Genomic DNA, 18,051 nt, shown 5'->3' on the forward strand with positions numbered 1-18,051 from the left:
CGGTCATTTACATCTTTATTATTGCTTGTCCATTTTCAGTATTGTAAAAAACAACTACACAATATGAGTAATAGGGTATTATCTATTGGAAACCAGTTTCCTGCATTCAAGAAAAAAGCAGTGGTTTCTATCGAGAAAGGAAAAGAGTTCGTTGAATTGACAAACGGGTATGCAACTGAAAAAGGCAAATGGACTGTTATGTTCTGGTGGCCTAAGGATTTTACTTTTGTTTGTCCGACCGAGATTGCCGAATTCAACAAAAAACACAGCGAATTCACCGACCGCGATGCGGTACTGATCGGCGCTTCTACCGATTCTGAATTTGTACACGCCGCCTGGAGAAGGGATCACAACGACCTGCGCGACCTGAAATTCCCCATGCTGGCCGATACTTCCAAATCACTGGCCGAAGAACTGGGTATCCTGGATGCAGAAGAGAAGATCGCATACCGCGCTACTTTCATCATCGACCCGCAGGGTATTGTTCGCTGGGTAAGTGTGTATGACCTGAATGTAGGCCGCAGCGTGCAGGAAGTGATCCGTGTACTGGATGCTTTGCAAACCGACGAACTCTGCCCTTGTAACTGGAGCAAAGGCGAAGAGACCCTCACCACACAGTTGAACCTGAATTAATACGCGTATCATGAGTGAATCCATCATACAAAATGAAACTTTCAGCAACCTGCTCAACGACCTGCAGTTGTCTGACTACGCCGTTTCTGCCAATGCACAGGCCCTGCTCGACGTGGATGCCAGATACATCCGCGACCTGAAGATCAATGTGGGCAATGTGCTCAACAACACACAATACCTGAACAAAAAGGAAGCATTGTTGCTGGCACTGGCGGTAGCCGTGAATGAAAAGCATACAGTGCTCGGAGAAGGTTTCTCGCGCCAGGCGCTCGAAGCCGGCGCCAATGAAGGCGAACTGGCAGAGATCGTTGCCTGTACATCGCTGATGAATACCAATAATATATTTTACCGTTTTCGCCATTTCACCAATAAAGAATTCTACCAGAACCATCCGGCCGGTATCAAAATGAGCATCATGATGAACCCGGTGTTGGGAAAAGAGTTCTTTGAACTGGTGAGCCTGGTGATCTCGGCAGTAAATGGTTGTGAGCTGTGCGTGAGATCGCATGAGCAATCTGTTTTACAGCATGGAAGCAGTGAAGCAAGGGTATTGGAAGCTGTTAAACTGGGCGCAGTGCTGAAGGGACTGATCACCGTACTGGCTTAGTGTGAGTGATAGAATGGGGTTGAAAAAGAGCGGGCAAGCCCGCTCTTTTTTTATTTATAAAGCCCTTTCCGGCGATTTGACTTATTTTTAACGGCCGGGGTGCAGTCAATTCTATTATTTTTGCCCCTCATAGCTATCAAATGAAAAAAACACTACTATTACTGCTGGGCGTTTCTCTGAGCATTTTATCTATTGCACAAACGGAAACAAAGACTAAGAAAGACTGGAGTAAGATAGATATCAGCAGCAGGTCGGCCGACCATTTCATGATCCAATATGGTATCGACAGCTGGCAAGGGGCTCCCGACAGCGTGAGGACCAGCGGTTTCAGCAGGCATTTCAACTTTTATTTCATGTTGGATAAGCCCTTCAAAACCAATCCTCATTTCAGCGTGGGACTCGGGGCGGGCATCGGTACCAGCAATATGTTCTTCCATAACACCAAGGTGGACATCAAATCAATGGCTTCCAAGCTGCCCTTCATCAACCAGGACAGTACAGATCATTTCAAAAAGAACAAGCTTACTACCATATTCCTGGAAGCGCCTGTTGAATTGCGCTACTATGCCAATCCCGCCAATCCCAACAAATCTTGGAAAGCGGCCCTGGGCGTGAAAGTGGGTACTTTGCTGAAGGCTTACACCAAGGGTAAGAACCTGGTGAACAAGAACGGCGCTTCTATTTATGGACCTTCTTATATTGTAAAAGAGTACGACAAACGTTTCATCGACGGCACCATGCTGGCGGTAACCGGCCGTATTGGTTATGGTATCATTTCGCTGGATGCGGGATACCAGATCACCAGCGTATTGAAAGACGGAGTGGGGCCGAATATGCACAAATTCTCTATCGGGCTTACCATCAGCGGGCTTTAAATTGTTCGTGTGAATATATCATTGAGAGGGCGATGCTGAATGGCATTGCCCTTTTTTATTAACGATCCACCCTACCTTTGCACCCTATGATCGAAAAAAAGCAGGTTATACAGCGTGAAGAAAAGGCTGTGCTGGTGGGATTGATACAGAAAGATCAGACCAATGAACAGGTTGCCGAATACCTCGATGAACTGGCGTTCCTCTCTGAGACCGCCGGGGCTATTGCTATTAAGCGGTTTACACAAAAGATGGCGCATCCCGACAGCCGCACTTTTGTAGGAAAGGGCAAGCTGGAAGAGATACGCGAATATGCAACGGACAGGGAGATAGACCTCGTTATTTTCGACGACGAGCTCACCGGCTCACAAATCACCAATATTGAAAAAGAGCTCGGCATCAAAGTGATCGACCGCAGCGACCTCATCCTCGATATTTTCGCACGGCGCGCCCGTACAGCGCAGGCCAAAGTGCAGGTAGAGCTGGCGCAATACCAATACCTGCTGCCCCGCCTCAAGGGTATGTGGAAGCACCTTGAAAGACAGGGAGGTGGTATCGGTACACGCGGACCAGGTGAAACGGAGATCGAAACCGACCGTCGTATTGTGAAGGATAAGATATCGCTCTTACGTAAGCGTTTGGCGGAAATAGACAAGCAGTCCTTCACCCAACGCAAAGACCGCGGCGAGCTGATACGTGTTTCACTGGTGGGTTATACCAATGTGGGCAAAAGCACGCTGATGAATTTACTGAGCAAGAGCGAAGTGTTTGCGGAAAACAAATTGTTCGCTACGCTCGATACCACTACCCGCAAAGTGGTATTTGAAAACACACCTTTTTTATTGAGTGATACCGTAGGATTTATTCGCAAACTGCCGCACCACCTGGTAGAAAGTTTCAAGAGTACACTGGATGAAGTGAGAGAGGCAGATATTTTATTGCACGTAGTAGATATTTCCCATCCGCAATATGAAGAGCAGATAGGTGTGGTGAACAAGACCTTGCAAGACCTGAAAGCTTTTGAAAAGCCCATACTCACCATTTTCAATAAAATGGACCTGTACGAAGAGCGCACGTTCGACGAATGGCTGGAAGACAGTGTGAAAACAGAGATTTTGCAGGACCTGAAAGACCGGTGGGATGAAATTACCCATAACAATTGCGTATTCGTTTCGGCCCTGGAGCGAAGAAATGTAGATGCCCTGCGCGAACTGATATTGAATAAAGTGCGCGATATGTACCAGGTGCGTTATCCTTACCGCACCGTTCATTTTTAGTTTCCATGACAGAAAAAAAGATCCACTGGTTCAAGATTGCCGATGATGCTGCCTTACTTCCATGGCAAGACAATAATATGTGCCAGGTAGAAGCAGATGGTAAAAAAATAACCATGGCGCGTTTTGGAAGCCAGTTCTATGCTTTTGCGCAAAAATGCCCGCATGCCAGCGGCATCATGTCCGATGGATATATTGATGCACAGGGCCATGTAGTATGCCCGGTACACCGTTATCGCTTTAATATGCAAAATGGTCGTAATACGAGTGGCGAGGGTTATTACCTCAAAACCTATTTAGCCGAACAGCGCCCGGATGGCATATATATTGGGATAGAACAGAAGGGTTGGTGGTTATGAGATATTTTTTCTGAACTGGTTTTTCCGGAATACATTTTTCCCTATTTTTGCAACCCCGAATAGGGCAGGTATTCCCAAATAGCTCAGTTGGTTAGAGCATCTGACTGTTAATCAGAGGGTCGCTGGTTCAAGTCCAGCTTTGGGAGCCCAATACTAGAAAAGGTTTTAGCGAAAATGCTAAGACCTTTTTTCATTAAAAGACATTGGAAACAAAATGCAAATATTATTCCATGCTAAACGTTTTTTTCAGTTTCAGGGCCATCTGATTGATTTAGAGTTGACCCGGTATTGATACCTTTTAAATATACATTAAAATACAAATAAACCGCGATAAACCACATTAAAAGTGGGTTGGTGTGGGAATACTGTGGGTTTGATGTGGGTTTGCCCAGAACCAAGTGCGTTCCAATTACCTGTCATGAAAGAAAATAACATATCAATACTCGTATAAATGATAGCTCTATTTTCTCTAAAAGCTTCCCTTGTCTATCTTGGCCGCGATATTGTTTACAGCTTGTTCCATAGCATCATATTCGATCTTTTCGGCTTCTCCGTTATTCCATTCAAAATGCCCGAATGAAGATTTGAAAGAAACCAAAGCCTCTTTGCTGTACCCGCGAATTGCATCTTTGTTTTTAAACAAGACGATAGGCTTCTCCTCGGCATCATATATCCGGAAATCCAGCTTAACTATTGCATGAGGTGGTTCTTTGTGAAACATATTGCTAAACCCACCTAGCGTTTTCCCATCCGCTGTTTCAGATGAAAAATAAACTGAAACATGAATGATCATAAAAGCATCTGCATTCATATCTTTTGCCATCCTGGCATATACTTTCAATGCTTCATCGCTGTAATAGTCTGCAATAACAGCGCCTGGTTTTTCTTGTCCGTTCTTATCAATTGCAGGCGCTAAAGCTACGCTGGTGTTACTGCTTGAGATAGCATTAGAATTACCCGTGACAAGCCCGCTCCCTCTACCTCCCATCTTCATATTGACCATCTGCTGTAATTTCTGTAATTGCTCCATCTGGTTATTCAACTGGTTGATCTGTTCTTGCGTAGGCGCCGGCTTACCCTGTATCTCAGACAAGGCTGTTACCATTTTTGTCATGCTGGAGTACACCGGTTGTGACTCACTGAAGGGAATCAATTTAATATTAGCAGCATTCATCTTTTCAACTACTTTCTTTTCCAGGAAATCGTAAAAAGGCTGTTGATCGAATCCATATTTCTTAACATCAATTTTCGTTGAATTGAAAATGGTAATATCAGGAACTCCCCAACAATAGGCAAATGCCAATGATTTGATACCGGAGAGCTTCTCTTTGTCTAACTGTTGCCCCCAGGTCTTGCCAGTGACAACAAGCAGTAAGATGACAGCAGAAAATATTTTTATCTTCATAATTGAAAAGTTTTGATGATAAAAGTAGGAGGCAACCATATCGCCTTACAATACCAACTGGTTTGTATTTTATAGCTTTTGCAGGCGTTCACAAATCATATAGCTGCCTATATCAGTAATTATTTTCAGTACCAGAAATACCAGCCCGAAATCGGAAGGCAGGTAGGTAATACAAAAAATTATGACACCTATTGGAACGACCCGCAGGTATGGAAGAAAAAACAATTTTCCTATGTCTATTCCTTTATTAAATGAATGAATGATCAGCCTTGAATTATCGGCTATCATTGAAGCTACCAGTAGCCAAAAAGCTACCTGGAACATTTTCCAATCACCTCCCTGCCTGCTTATTGCGTCATTCGCCAGGAAAACATAGAGCATAAAATTGAAAAAACTAAAATGAAAAAGAAAAAACAAAGCCTGTTTTATCCTGAATAGAAGCGAATGATTACTGTTTGGGGAGGGTTTGCAAAAGACAATAGATAATGCATTGAATAACCCCAGCAGCATACTCTGTACCAGGTAAAGGAAAATAACGGCATCAATAGTACCCTGGCGCTCTATATACCGAATAAAGATGTATAAATTACCAGCCAGGAGTAGCCAAAATGACGGATTTTCGAATATTTTTTTCATTCTATTTCAATTCTAACGGTATAATTGTTGTCTTTGGAAACCTGTAAAGAAAGTGTAATAAAATGCTCTTTATACGGCGTTATGTGCCCAAGATCTGGAGCGAATACTATGCTTCTTTTGTCAAATATGTGGTCAAACTCGCCCACCTTCTCATAATAAACAAATTGGCTACTTAATGAATTCTGAATGTCTCTGTAAAGTTCATTGAATATAGAATCGGCTTTCTGCTGGCTTAGCCACCTGTATTCCGCTGTGAAATAATATTTCGGCACTTTATGACTAAATTGTAGATCATCCATTGTAAACACCATACATTTTGCTTCTTTAAAACAATATTTCGAATAATACGAAGTAGCGCCATCGTACAAAGGGGCCCCAGCCAGGTTCTCATGTACTTTATTGGTATAAAAACTATTAAACAGGTATTGAATCTTATTCCTGAATTCCGTTGAAGTTTGTGTTGTATCGGGGTTCACAAATACACAGGAAGGTTTAATTCCTCCTTCAACAACTAATGCGACTTCATAATGACTTCTATCTTCGGTTCTATAAGCAGATAAATACGTTCGGCATGCCCGGTAACCTTTGAATGTTTTTTTGCTGAAACTAATTTGATGAAAAAAAGAAGTATCAGCAGCCTGATATTCTTGTGAGTAAGCCTGGAGACCAAAATAAAAATTGAGTTGTTGTTCATACCTGGCGAATACGCTCATCGCTTCTTGTGGAGAATCGCCTGAATAGCAATAGGAAACCACATCATGTTGCTTTAACAGCATATGTTTTCGTAATGTGGTTTGATGCGTTGGCGTCAATTGAATTTTCGACTCATAAATAAATGCTTTTTCAGTGGCAGCGCCCTTGAAATCTCCGAAGCTGCTATCGGCCTGTAACAGCAACCTGTTAAGACCAGAAAATAGCAAGGTATCTATATCCACAAACGCTTTGGTAAGTACATGAGCATACTCCTGGCTATTTCTGGAAGTTTTGATTTCGATGGTTTCCGGCTTCATCATTTCTTTCACTTCATCCAGGGATTTGTTGCTAATGGCAATACCGCTGATGGCGGTTATTTTATCACCCGCCATTATTCCTGCCTGGTATGCCGGAGATCCCGGATAGATACTGTTCACCACATAATAAGCAGAAAAAGGGTCGTCTTGTGGGCTTTCCTGGCCGTTCTTATAATGATAAGAAAAGCCAAAGCCATGCATTTGCGCCATCATTGCTAAGTGAAATAACAGGAAAGAAAAAGTGAATATTGTTTTTTTCATGACTTTTCAGGTAAGTAGTTTTACTGCTAAGTATCATCAGACTATTTACCATCAGTCTAAAGTGACAAAAAACAAAACCATTCAAAATACCAACCAGTTTGTATTTTGAATGGTTATTATTACAGGTTATGTTGGATAATAAACCTGGTTAATTCCACCGGTTTTTTCAGCTTTAGCTTCTGCATAATATTTTTCCGGTGTGTTTCTACCGTGTAAATACTCAAATGAAGCTGGTCGGCAATTTGCTGGTTGGTTAAATCTTGCTTAATCAATTGTAATAGCTCCATTTCTCTCCTGGTGAGATTAAATTGTTGCAGGAAAGGGTCTATTTCCGAGAATCGGGTTGGTTCAACAACCTTCTTTGTTGGAAAGCAAAGCTGTCCCTGATTTACCTGCCGAATGGCCTGCATTAGTTCTTCTTTGTTGGCATTTTTCAACAGATACCCATGAGCTCCGAAGGTTTTCGCTTTTTCTACCAGGTGTTCTTCATTATAGGTAGATAGCATAACGAGCTTAATAGATGGATACTGCCGTTTCAATATCCTGGCAGCTTCAATACCGTTCATTCCTGGCATATTGATATCAAGTAATACCACGTCGGGCTTATTTTTATGCAGCAGTTCAAGCAACTCTTTCCCGTCGTTTGCTATGGCCATTACTTCCATATCTCTTTCCGAGGTAAGCATCGACAACAGGCCTTCTAAAAATAAATTATGGTCATCGGCTATAATGAGTTTAGTCTTTTCCATTATTGATCTTATAAGGTAATTGAATAATAATGGTAGTTCCGTACTCGTTGCTGTCAAATATAATTTTTCCATCCAGGTAATTGATCCTGGATTGTATATTCTTCAGACCTATCCCTTTTTTATTGGGTTCAGCGGGTATTCCTTTACCATTATCCTCCACTATCACTTCCAGGTATGTATCACAATAGATCATCTGAACCGTAGCCTCTGTAGCACAAGAATGTTTCACTACATTGTTCGTCAGTTCCATGATGATGCGGTATATCATCAATTCATCTTCCTTGGTGAATTTACCAGATTCACCATTCACATGGAACTGAAAAACAATTCCATGTTCGTTGTTCAGTTGCCTGTAATAACTATCCAACAAGATATCCAGCGGTGTGGCGCTGAAATCGGGAGGCATCAGGTTATGCGAAATACTGCGTATATCACCAGAGGCTTTATCCAACAGCTTTATCACCTTATTCAATCTTTCCGTATCAACCGTTGCTTTTTGAAGGTTTATTTTGATGGCAGCGATATCTCCTCCCAACTCGTCATGCAGATCTTCTGCGATACGCTTTCTTTCCATCTCCTGGGCAGAAATGATATGTCCTGCCGTGGCGATCTTTTGCCCCTCCAACTCCAAAGAAAGTTTTTCCTTTTCTTTCTTGAACAGGTTGTACCTATATAAAATACCAAAGGAGATCACCAGTGTTTCAAATACAACTCCCAATTGTATCCGGCTAAGCATATAACCCATTGTAGTGTCAAAGGTTGTAATGACCCCGAATAGATTGAGTATAAATTCAATTGTGGCCAGGAATAATGGAGTAAGGGCAAACAGGTAAAAATAACCCGGTTTAAATCCTTGCCTCACTCTTTCTATCGCAGAGAAAACAATGAGTACAAATGAAAGGACTGCTGTTACACTGAAAAATAACGTATAGGTCTCCTTCAGGATCATCGAATGGAATAATTTATATACAGGTATACAGGAGATAATTAAAAAAATAATCGCGGCCTTGAAAACAATAGTACCTTTTAAAAAGCGGGAGTTCTCTTTCTTTTGGTCAAAAAATTTCTGCATTACCTGCAGCATTAAAAGCAGGTTAAGTCCGCAGCTGATAAATTTAGCAATATCATTAATGGAAGGAACCGCTGGGTAGAGAAATTGAAAATCCATTCCTTCAAATGCAAGCATCTGCCATAAAGTTGCCAGCACGTAAAGTGCATACCATCCGTGAATGGCATCTCTGAGGGAATAAAACAGAAAAACATTAAATAAAAATACCAGCAATAGGATGCCTGTTAAAATGCCCATGACAAAATAGGCGTTGCTTTGCAGCTGTTGCAATGTTTTTGCATCCATCAACTGGAAGCGCTGTTTGAGGTTTTCCCCTTTTTTATTTATGAATGCATAGAACCGGGCATCTTCGCCAGGTTGTAGGGACAATGGATAAACAAAGAGATAGAAATAATAAGGTCGTTGATTGAATGCAAAATGATCACCGGTAACTCCTAGCGAGGTAATTCTATTATTAGATACCTTATACACTTTCATTTCGTTCACTGTTGCATTCTGGAAAAGCCACATTATCTCCATTGTCGATGATGTTGGGTTTTTCAGGTGCAGACTGTGCCAATAATATTTATTGGAAAATCCGCTGTTCAGCACATCTTTCTTCAACCGTTCAAATTTCCCGGCATTATTGATCTTAATAACTGAATCTATCGGTAGTAAAGCCGTATCACAATAATATTCCAGGTATCCTTTAAGATCGTATTGATGCTTGCCTGTCAGGTACAAAGTATCAGAAAAGGGGCGGGCAGCAACAGTATAATGAATCGCAGCTGTTAAACAAAACAGCAATATCGTAATATATAGCGCGCGTTGATTCATGTAATGACAAAAATACCTTTCCGTGGTCAGTTAAGATATACAAACAAGTTTGTATAATAGATACTTTATTTAACAGTGCAATCAATATGATAAGGCTTCATCTTTCCTTAAGATGACGGTATCAATTCTGCCGAAAATACCCTCGTGTTCGGCGTTTTTGATCCCTTTAGGGCGTTTTAATACGGCAGCAACCCACTTTTGGTTCCAAAGCAGTTGAACGAGTAAAAATCGCTTAAACTATTCATCTTTTCTTGATTTAAAACCAGATCGGGAAATAAGTGGGTGCGAAGCTTACAACTTGTATATACAGAACCCTTTTCCTTTTGTAATAGCTTCCGGTGGAGAGATGTTATTCATTGGAAGAGGAGATCATTTAAAACCCGGAGTATATGAAAATAGTGGGCATAGAACAGCCGCAATTGAAGACTCAAGACTGTTGCCTCTTGAAGAATTAAAATTGAAGCAGCCTTAACTTCTACAAATTATAGTATTTTCAAAACACAGGCATATGTATCAGCATTGTTCTCGGGCAAACTAACCACAAGTTCCGTTTCGGTTCGTTGAAACAATAATGGTTGCCCGGCAGGTACCCACTCCACTTTTTGAATTTCTTTTGGAAAATGCCGGCTGTTTTTTGCAAGACTTTTTATAATAAGCTTTCCATCTTGCGGCCAACCCAATGCAGTAGCATAAAGCACATCGCCTTTGGTAGCAAAGCGAATATCTTCATATGTAAACGGCTTACCTTTCCCTTCATTAAAACCTTGCGCATTAAGTTGAGCCGCTGCTTCTTGTGCAGGCCCTTCACCAAATATCTTCCATGGCCTTGTAGCATAAATACTTTCGCTATTTGCTTTCATCCAGTTGCCAATTTCCTCAACTAATTTTCTTTCTTTTTCATCAATGGTGCCATCTCCGCGAACAGGAATGTTCAACATCAGATTACCATTTTTGCTAACAATATCTACAAGCGTTTGAATAACAGACTTTGCTGTTTTGTAACCATTGCGTTCATACAGTCCGCGATCATAATGCCAGCCCCCAATACAAGTATCGGTTTGCCACGGCAGCGGCTGAATATCGTTGGCCTGTCCTCTTTCAATATCCCAAACCATGGCTTTGCGTTGGTCCTCATTTAACATTTTTCCGTTGAGGACTGCACGAAGCACGCCATGCTCTTCAATGCTTTTGTTGTACAAATGAGCGGCAATGCGCAAGCCCGCATCATTAACCGGCCAGAACGGAAGCTTGTCGTCGTCGAAATAAACGACATCAGGATTGTATTTGTTGATAAGGTCTACAGTACGATTATAAAATTTATCGATGTATGCTTTGCTGGGTGGATATACCCCGTTGCCCCAATCCCATTGCCGGGTGTCGAAATTATTATCTAAACTATTTTGACTCAAAGGATGATTTTGGGCATATAACTCCTGGGGATCCAATCCACTCCACCATTTTCCTTTACCATCTGCCTGGGTTAGTTTTCCATCATAAGGAATGCCCGAATATTGTCCGGTTTTATCTGCACGTTGTGCCATTTCGTACCAGCGCCATGCGTGAGATGCATGAATACTCACGCCAAATGGCAATCCATTGTTTCTTGCTGCCTTTGCCCATCCGCCAATCAAATCTTTCTTAGGGCCAATCTTGGTAGCGTTCCAATCCTTTTGATATTTACTGTTGTATAAATCAAAGTTATCGTGGTGATTGGCAAGTGCCATGAAATATTGTGCGCCTGCACTTTTATACAAGCTCACCAATTCTTCGGGATCCCATTTCTCCGCTTTCCATTCATTGATCACATCTTTAAATCCAAATTTCGAAGGATGTCCGTATTTTTTAAGATGAAATTTATATTGCCGTGATCCTTCCTCGTACATATTTCTTGCATACCAATCACCGGCTTCAGGCTGGCATTGCGGCCCCCAGTGTGCCCATATGCCAAATTTTGCATCACGAAACCATTCTGGTGTTTTATAATGCTGCAACGATTCCCAGCTAGGGTTGAATGGACCTTTTGCGATAGGCTCTCCTAAATGTTGTTCTTTAAGAAAATTACTTCCAAATGCACCGGACAACCACATAGATGGTAAAGTGGCGGCCATTCCCTTGATTAATGTTCTGCGTTTCATTTTATAAGTTATTAGTTTATAAGCGCTTGTTGAGAAATTTTATCCATTGCAGCCCCTTCATATCAGATCAATACATTTCTACCATTGCTTTTATTACGCCATTTGCCGGGTTTAGCCATCTTTCGAATTCGTGACTCACCTGGTCAAAGAAAACCCGGTGAGTAATGTAAGTGGTGGGGTCTACTTTCTTCTCCTTCATACAAGCAATTACATGTTCAAAGTCCTTTCTCGTTGCATTTCTACTGCTCATTAATGTAGCTTCCCGTTTGTGAAACTCGGGATGGCTGAAATTGATTTCACCTTTCTGTAATCCAATCAAAACATACCTTGCTCCATGTGCCATGTATTGAAACCCGCTATTTATCGCTTTCAAATTGCCTGTAGCATCAATTACAACTGCCGGCATATCTCCATTGGTGATAACCTTCAATTGCAGTACAACATCAGCATCCATCGCATTAATAGTATGTTCAACTTTTAGTTGTTCTCTACAAAACTTTAAGCGATCATTATTGATATCAAGGGCAATTACTTTTCCTCCTGCAATTCTTGCAAATTCCATTGTTCCCAACCCTATTGGCCCGGCTCCAATCACTAAAACAAATTCATCTTTTCTCACCTCGGCTCTTCTCACACCATGAGCGCCAATTGCTAAAGGCTCTGCAAGAGCCAGTGCGTCATAGCTTAATCCATCACCGTGAATTAAAGAATAAGAAGGAACTGAAAGATATTCCACCATTCCTCCATGTTGGTGCACACCACACACTTTTATATTCACACAAGCGTTTTGTTTTTCATTCCGACAAGCAATGCATCTACCACAAAAAAAATAAGGAATAAAAGTAACCGCCTCCCCTGTTTCAAAACCAGCAGCATTATCAACTGCAATTAATTCACCAGAAAGCTCATGACCTAAAATGCGTGGGTATTCAAAATAAGGTTGTGTTCCTTCGAAGGCATGTAAATCAGTTCCGCAAATTCCGATTCTTTTGATTTTTATAATGGCTTGCCCGGGGTTTAGCTCCGGCTGTTCTGCAGTAACATATTCAAACCCGCCGGGCTTTGTGCACACTAAAGTTTTCATTATGGCTTCTTATGAAATTTTAAAAGATTCGCTTCTTACAAATTTATTCTTAAGCCTTAAGTTTATCATTGTATTAAAAAGACTTTTTTTTATACAAATCCGGCTTTTTCGTACTTTAAAGCACGTACATTTTTGTTATGAGCAAAAGACTATTGGGGCATACTTTCTCGCTTCTTAATGTTGACTACGTTAAGCTAAACGAGAAATGGAATTACGGAAACGTAATCAGCCCATATTTTCGGATTTATTATATCGATGAAGGTGAAGGTTTGGTATTGAGTAACACTGAAAAGATCAAGCTGGAAGAAGGGTTTCTTTACATAATTCCGAGCTTTACATTGTGTCATTTGCGTTGTGATGCTTATTTAAGCCAATATTTCCTTCATTTCTTCGAAGAGTCCCCGGTGGGGCTTTCGCTTTTCGAATACAACCAGAAAGTCATAAAAATGCCTGCACTGGAAACCGATATTGCAAACTTTAAGCGATTATTGGAAATAAATCCTGGCAGGGGTATTAATCGTTCAGATAATCCAAAAGTTTACGAGAAAACTATCTATTACAAAAGCTACCAGGAGCTTAATAACATTGTTAGTGATTCCACTTATTTAGAAACACAGGGTATAATTCTTCAATTAATCTCCCGGTTTTTAAGTTCAAAACAATTTAAAAACAAAAATCCAGCCCCTATACCCTCAAAGATTTTGGACGCGATCAGCTATATTCAATTAAATCTGACGAGCAATTTGACCGTTGATTATTTAGCGAAAAGAGCAAACCTTCATCAGGATTATTTTTCACGGATTTTTTTGCAGTTTACCGGAGAAAGGCCATTGACATATATACATGTGAAGCGCATTGAGCGGGCTCAATACCTGATTACAACTAGTAACTTATCTTATATCGAAATTGCCGAAGAAACAGGATTTGAAAATGTCTCCTATTTTTCTAAGATCTTTAAAAAGGTTACCAGTCTGACTCCTGGCCAGTACAAACAGCAAACCTGTTAAAGTGTGACGCAATCACCGCCTTGGAATGTCGCTTTTAACCCTTTTCATTTCATAGATGGGACTTAGCTTTGGAAACAAATTATTGAACCATGCGTAAGCTAATCATGAAGATGTCGATGTCGATCGACGGTTTTGTTGGCGGTCCCAATGGAGAAAACGATTGGATATTCAAAAGCTCAGATGAAACGTCGAGGGACTGGGCCGTTGCGCAAACCCGTGAAGCAGGTCTGATCATCATGGGTCGCAAGTCGTTTGAGAATATGGCTCCCTACTGGCCAACCGCCGCCGGTCCTTTTGCCGCGCCGATGAACGAAATTCCCAAAGCAGTCTTCACCCAAAAAGGATTTAAAGGCATCGATCCGGTACCTACAACAACGGCGGAGCAGGCACTTGCCGCGGCTTCCTGGGCGGAAGCACGGATTTTCGATGGTGACCTTGCCGTAAGAATCAAGCAACTCAAATCCGAACAGGGGAAACCGATCTGCGCGCTTGGAGGCGCCGGATTCATGCAGAGCCTGATAGCAACAGGCCTCATAGACGAATACCACCTGGTTACCCATCCTGTAGTTCTGGGCAAGGGATTACCGATCTTCAATGGCCTTGCACAACCGCTTGACTTGAAATTGGTTGATGTAAAGGCTTTCCCGGGCGGGATTGTGGCCCGCACTTATCATGCTGTCTAACCCACGGCTGTTCAACATTTGTAAGTGCCCCATCCTTCAGCTATGTGTGAACTAAGCATTATCTTTAGTTAAGCACAACAACTATTCCCGGCCATCGGGTATTAAAATCTCAATCAATATGGCAGCCAATATTAAACGGGGTCTTCTTACAGCCATCGTTGCTTTTGTTTTTTCTGCAACCTATTCTCAATCAAATAGTCTGTATGAGACAATCGCAAAACTGGACAGCACTTTCTTCACCGCATACAACCATTGCGACCTTTCAAAACAGTCGGAACTCATGTCCGACAGTATTGAGTTTTATCACGATCGCGGTGGTCTATCAACATCCAAAACGGAAATAATGGCGGCAATAGAGAAAAATATATGTGGTAAAGTCACCAGAGAATTGGTGAAGGGAAGTATTGAAGTTTCCCCTATCCCTGGCTATGGTGCTGTGGAGATAGGAATGCACATGTTCCATAACAACCAGGAAAAAAATGCAATCCCGCATCCAAGCAGGTTTGTCATTATCTGGAGGAATAAAAATGATCGTTGGACCATCACACGGGTCATTAGCCTTCATTAACAGGGTCTGATTTATCCAAGCAATGCCGGTTTGTTGTATAAATGTTTTTAAAACTACCTCCATGAAATCTCTTGCAAGAAGAAAGTTTCTTCAAACACTTGCTACCGGTGGTGCAGCACTAGGATTGGCCAATACCGGGTGGGCAAGCGCATTGAACAAACAAACCCTTACTGCAGCTGCTGATAATCGTTTTAAGATCAGCCTGAATGCCTATTCTTTCAATGGCCCATTAACAAAAGGCACTACCGACCTCGAAGCGGTGATGGATTTTTCCGCCAAAACAGGTTTTGACGCCATTGATCTTACAGGCTATTATTTTCCTGGCTACCCCGAAGTGCCAACCGATGAATATATCTATCGTTTAAAACAAAAAGCGCATACCCTTGGCCTGGGTATCAGCGGCACCGGCATCCGAAATGAATTTGCCGAACCCAACGAGGCCAGGCGTGAAGCGGAAATACTATTTGTAAAAAAATGGATTGATGCAGCAGCCAAATTGGGAGCGCCTGTTATAAGAGTATTCAGCGGAAAAACCATTCCTGCAAATCATACATGGGAACAAACCGAAGCATGGATCGTAGATGCGTTCCAGCAATGTGCGGCATATGGAAAACAAAAAGGGGTCATCGTAGCGGTGCAGAATCATAACGACTTTATTAAAACTGCAGCACAAACATTGGATATCCTGAAAAAAGTAAACAGTGAATGGTTTGGTCTTGTATTGGATACAGGAAGCTTTGTTACAGAGGAGCCTTACAGCGAAATGGCCAAAGCAGCTCCTTATGCCGTCAACTGGCAAATAAAAGAGAAATTGAATTACCAAGGCCGGTCAGAAGATATGGACCTGCAAAAGCTCGCTCAGATCATTCATGCATCTCCTTACAGGGGCTATCTTCCCATCGAAACATTATCTCCCGGCGATCCGTTCGAGATCGTTCCCCCATTCCTGAAAAAAGTGAAAGCGTATATAGGCTAAGCGTAATTAATAACCCCTTACATTTTTCCCTTCAATATAATTGAGGAAAGCTTTATTCACCACCTTATTACCACCCGGTGTGGGATAGTTACCGGTGAAATACCAGTCGCCCGTATTGGTAGGACAACTTTCGTGCAGGTCTTCCACGGTCTGGTAAATCACTTCTACCTGGGTAGATACCTCCGGCGGCGTAATCAGTTCTGCAATTTTACGTGATATTTCTTCGGGCGTGAAGGGGTCGTATATTTTTTTTACGAGGTTCTCGCTGTGTAACTGCCCTGTACGTTGCAGTTCTTTGATCTTTTCATGTACTTCGGTAAGCAGGTGTTCCTGGCCCCTTTCTTTCAATAACGCAGTAGCAGCGCGGAAAGCAATGAAATCGCCCAGCTTGCTCATGTCTATGCCATAGCAGTCGGGATAACGTATCTGCGGAGCAGAAGAAACCACGATGATCTTTTTAGGACCCAGGCGCGAGAGCATGCGAACGATACTCTCTTTGAGTGTAGTACCACGCACAATGCTGTCGTCTATCACTACCAGTGTATCCTGGTCTTTTTTCACGGTGCCGTAAGTAATATCGTACACGTGCTGCACCATTTCATTGCGGTTGGAGTCTTCGGTGATAAAAGTGCGCAGCTTTACGTCTTTGATAGCGATCTTTTCCTGGCGTATCTTACGATTCACCATTTCTTCGAGTTTCTCCGGTGTAAAATCATTACCCCAGCTCAGGATGCGCTCTACTTTTATTTTGTTCAGGTATTCTTCCATTCCCTTCACCAGTCCAAAGAAAGCCACTTCGGCAGTGTTGGGTATATAAGAGAAGATGGTATTCCTGAGATCATAATTAATACGCTCCAATACAGTCTTGCTCAGGTGGTGACCCAGCGCAATCCTTTCGCGGTAAATTTTTTCATCACTGCCGCGGGAGAAATAGATCCTTTCAAAACTGCAGGCCCTTCTTTCTTTGGGTTCCAGTATCTGCTGTATGCTGTAGTTGCCTTTATCGTCAACAATGAGCGCGTTGCCGGGCATCAGTTCCAGCACTTCATTCTCACCCACGTTGAAAGTGGTACGGATAGCAGCCCTTTCACTCGCGGCTACAATCACTTCATCATTCACATAATAATAAGCAGGACGGATACCGTGTGCATCACGCATCACAAAACTGCAGCCGTTGCCCAGCAAGCCGCCGATTGTGTAACCACCATCGAATAACGGTGTGGCTTTTTTAAGCACTTTGGAAATATCGGCGGTATTGGGATTTTGTTCGTCTTCTCTCACCAGGAAATGATGCAACACTTCCATCATGGCGGCGAGATCGCTTTGTTTCTGGAACTCACCCGGACTCATATTGATCAGATCAAAGAGCTCATCAGTATTCACCAGGTTGAAGTTACCCGCCAGGGCCAGGTTCTTACCGGGCAACAGGTCGCGCTTGATGAAAGGATGACAGAATTCCACATTGTTCTTACCCTGGGTGCCATAACGCAGGTGGCCCAGCAGCAGCTCACCCAACACAGGCAGGTGGCCCTTCATGAGCCCCGGGTGTTGCTTGATATCGGGCTGGTATTTTTCCAGCTCCTGGATTTCCTGTCCTATTTTAAAGAAGATATCGGCAATGGGCTGGGGAGCGTTGCTCCGTATGCGGTGGAGATAAGGGTAACCCGGTTCGCAGTTCAGTTTAACCGAAGCGATGCCCGCTCCATCCTGACCCCTGTTGTGCTGCTTTTCCATCAACAGGTATAACTTATTTAAGCCATACGTTACCGTTCCGTGCTTTTGCTGGTAGTAAGAGAAAGGCTTACGGAGACGAATATAAGCCAGACCACATTCGTGTTTGATCTCGTCGCTCATGGTGCGTATTAAAAAAGAAGTGGCGAAGTTACGACTCCGCCACGTTTTATACG

The 18,051-nt window shown here is 42.4% G+C and carries 17 protein-coding genes and 1 tRNA gene; 10 read left to right on the plus strand and 8 right to left on the minus strand.

Features of this window, described 5'->3' with window-relative positions; all coding sequences use genetic code 11:
- Positions 1 to 63 precede the first annotated feature (63 nt).
- The 6 genes from SEDOR53_RS0103400 to SEDOR53_RS0103425 all read left to right on the plus strand — a co-directional run bounded on the left by SEDOR53_RS0103400 (position 64) and on the right by SEDOR53_RS0103425 (position 3,891).
- Entirely contained in the window at positions 64 to 633 is a 570-nt protein-coding gene (locus SEDOR53_RS0103400) for a peroxiredoxin (protein WP_026768453.1), read from the plus strand.
- 10 nt (positions 634 to 643) lie between these two features.
- Positions 644 to 1,240 (plus strand): carboxymuconolactone decarboxylase family protein, encoded by a 597-nt coding sequence (locus SEDOR53_RS0103405; protein ID WP_026768454.1) that lies wholly within the window; start codon positions 644 to 646, stop codon positions 1,238 to 1,240.
- A 140-nt stretch (positions 1,241 to 1,380) separates the two neighbouring features.
- Positions 1,381 to 2,115 (plus strand): outer membrane beta-barrel protein, encoded by a 735-nt coding sequence (locus SEDOR53_RS17020; RefSeq protein ID WP_037360473.1) that lies wholly within the window; start codon positions 1,381 to 1,383, stop codon positions 2,113 to 2,115.
- 86 nt (positions 2,116 to 2,201) lie between these two features.
- Positions 2,202 to 3,389 carry a GTPase HflX gene (gene hflX / locus SEDOR53_RS0103415; protein ID WP_026768455.1) on the plus strand — a complete coding sequence of 396 codons (1,188 nt, stop codon included), beginning with the start codon at positions 2,202 to 2,204 and terminating at the stop codon, positions 3,387 to 3,389.
- Between the two features lie 5 nt (positions 3,390 to 3,394).
- Positions 3,395 to 3,745, plus strand: coding sequence for a Rieske 2Fe-2S domain-containing protein (locus tag SEDOR53_RS0103420; protein ID WP_026768456.1), 351 nt, complete (start codon positions 3,395 to 3,397; stop codon positions 3,743 to 3,745).
- Between the two features lie 72 nt (positions 3,746 to 3,817).
- A tRNA-Asn gene (locus SEDOR53_RS0103425) sits at positions 3,818 to 3,891 on the plus strand.
- 323 nt (positions 3,892 to 4,214) lie between these two features.
- On the opposite strand, the gene SEDOR53_RS0103430 is transcribed toward SEDOR53_RS0103425, so the two are convergent.
- The 7 genes from SEDOR53_RS0103430 to SEDOR53_RS0103460 all read right to left on the minus strand — a co-directional run bounded on the left by SEDOR53_RS0103430 (position 4,215) and on the right by SEDOR53_RS0103460 (position 12,910).
- The gene (locus SEDOR53_RS0103430) at positions 4,215 to 5,150 is read right to left on the minus strand and encodes a hypothetical protein (RefSeq protein WP_026768457.1); all 936 of its coding nucleotides are present in this window, start codon (positions 5,148 to 5,150) and stop codon (positions 4,215 to 4,217) included.
- 69 nt (positions 5,151 to 5,219) lie between these two features.
- Positions 5,220 to 5,786 carry a DUF6498-containing protein gene (locus SEDOR53_RS0103435; protein WP_026768458.1) on the minus strand — a complete coding sequence of 189 codons (567 nt, stop codon included), beginning with the start codon at positions 5,784 to 5,786 and terminating at the stop codon, positions 5,220 to 5,222.
- Positions 5,783 to 7,057: a PDZ domain-containing protein gene (locus SEDOR53_RS0103440; protein WP_037360477.1), complete on the minus strand. Its 1,275-nt coding sequence runs from the start codon at positions 7,055 to 7,057 to the stop codon at positions 5,783 to 5,785. Before SEDOR53_RS0103440 ends, SEDOR53_RS0103435 begins: the two co-directional genes overlap by 4 nt.
- Positions 7,058 to 7,176: 119 nt before the next feature.
- Positions 7,177 to 7,806 (minus strand): response regulator transcription factor, encoded by a 630-nt coding sequence (locus tag SEDOR53_RS0103445; protein WP_026768460.1) that lies wholly within the window; start codon positions 7,804 to 7,806, stop codon positions 7,177 to 7,179.
- Positions 7,793 to 9,691, minus strand: a complete 1,899-nt coding sequence (locus SEDOR53_RS0103450) for a 7TM diverse intracellular signaling domain-containing protein (RefSeq protein ID WP_026768461.1) — start codon at positions 9,689 to 9,691, stop codon at positions 7,793 to 7,795. The genes SEDOR53_RS0103445 and SEDOR53_RS0103450 overlap by 14 nt, the downstream gene beginning before the upstream one ends.
- Before the next feature lie 482 nt (positions 9,692 to 10,173).
- Positions 10,174 to 11,826: an alpha-L-fucosidase gene (locus SEDOR53_RS0103455; protein WP_026768462.1), complete on the minus strand. Its 1,653-nt coding sequence runs from the start codon at positions 11,824 to 11,826 to the stop codon at positions 10,174 to 10,176.
- 67 nt (positions 11,827 to 11,893) lie between these two features.
- Positions 11,894 to 12,910, minus strand: a complete 1,017-nt coding sequence (locus SEDOR53_RS0103460; protein WP_026768463.1) for a zinc-binding alcohol dehydrogenase family protein — start codon at positions 12,908 to 12,910, stop codon at positions 11,894 to 11,896.
- Positions 12,911 to 13,047: 137 nt separating this feature from the next.
- On the opposite strand from SEDOR53_RS0103460, the gene SEDOR53_RS0103465 reads away from it, so the two are divergent.
- The 4 genes from SEDOR53_RS0103465 to SEDOR53_RS0103480 all read left to right on the plus strand — a co-directional run bounded on the left by SEDOR53_RS0103465 (position 13,048) and on the right by SEDOR53_RS0103480 (position 16,144).
- On the plus strand, positions 13,048 to 13,917 hold the full coding sequence (locus tag SEDOR53_RS0103465) for an AraC family transcriptional regulator (RefSeq protein WP_026768464.1): 870 nt from the start codon (positions 13,048 to 13,050) through the stop codon (positions 13,915 to 13,917).
- Positions 13,918 to 14,006: 89 nt separating this feature from the next.
- Entirely contained in the window at positions 14,007 to 14,600 is a 594-nt protein-coding gene (locus tag SEDOR53_RS0103470) for a dihydrofolate reductase family protein (protein WP_026768465.1), read from the plus strand.
- A 118-nt stretch (positions 14,601 to 14,718) separates the two neighbouring features.
- Entirely contained in the window at positions 14,719 to 15,168 is a 450-nt protein-coding gene (locus SEDOR53_RS0103475) for a nuclear transport factor 2 family protein (protein WP_084220305.1), read from the plus strand.
- Positions 15,169 to 15,229: 61 nt separating this feature from the next.
- Positions 15,230 to 16,144, plus strand: coding sequence for a sugar phosphate isomerase/epimerase (locus SEDOR53_RS0103480; RefSeq protein ID WP_026768467.1), 915 nt, complete (start codon positions 15,230 to 15,232; stop codon positions 16,142 to 16,144).
- 6 nt (positions 16,145 to 16,150) lie between these two features.
- Here the strand turns inward: SEDOR53_RS0103480 and SEDOR53_RS0103485 are convergent, their stop codons facing one another.
- Positions 16,151 to 17,998: an amidophosphoribosyltransferase gene (locus SEDOR53_RS0103485; protein ID WP_026768468.1), complete on the minus strand. Its 1,848-nt coding sequence runs from the start codon at positions 17,996 to 17,998 to the stop codon at positions 16,151 to 16,153.
- Positions 17,999 to 18,051: the final 53 nt, after the last annotated feature.

Source organism: Asinibacterium sp. OR53 (assembly GCF_000515315.1).
GTDB lineage: Bacteria > Bacteroidota > Bacteroidia > Chitinophagales > Chitinophagaceae > Sediminibacterium.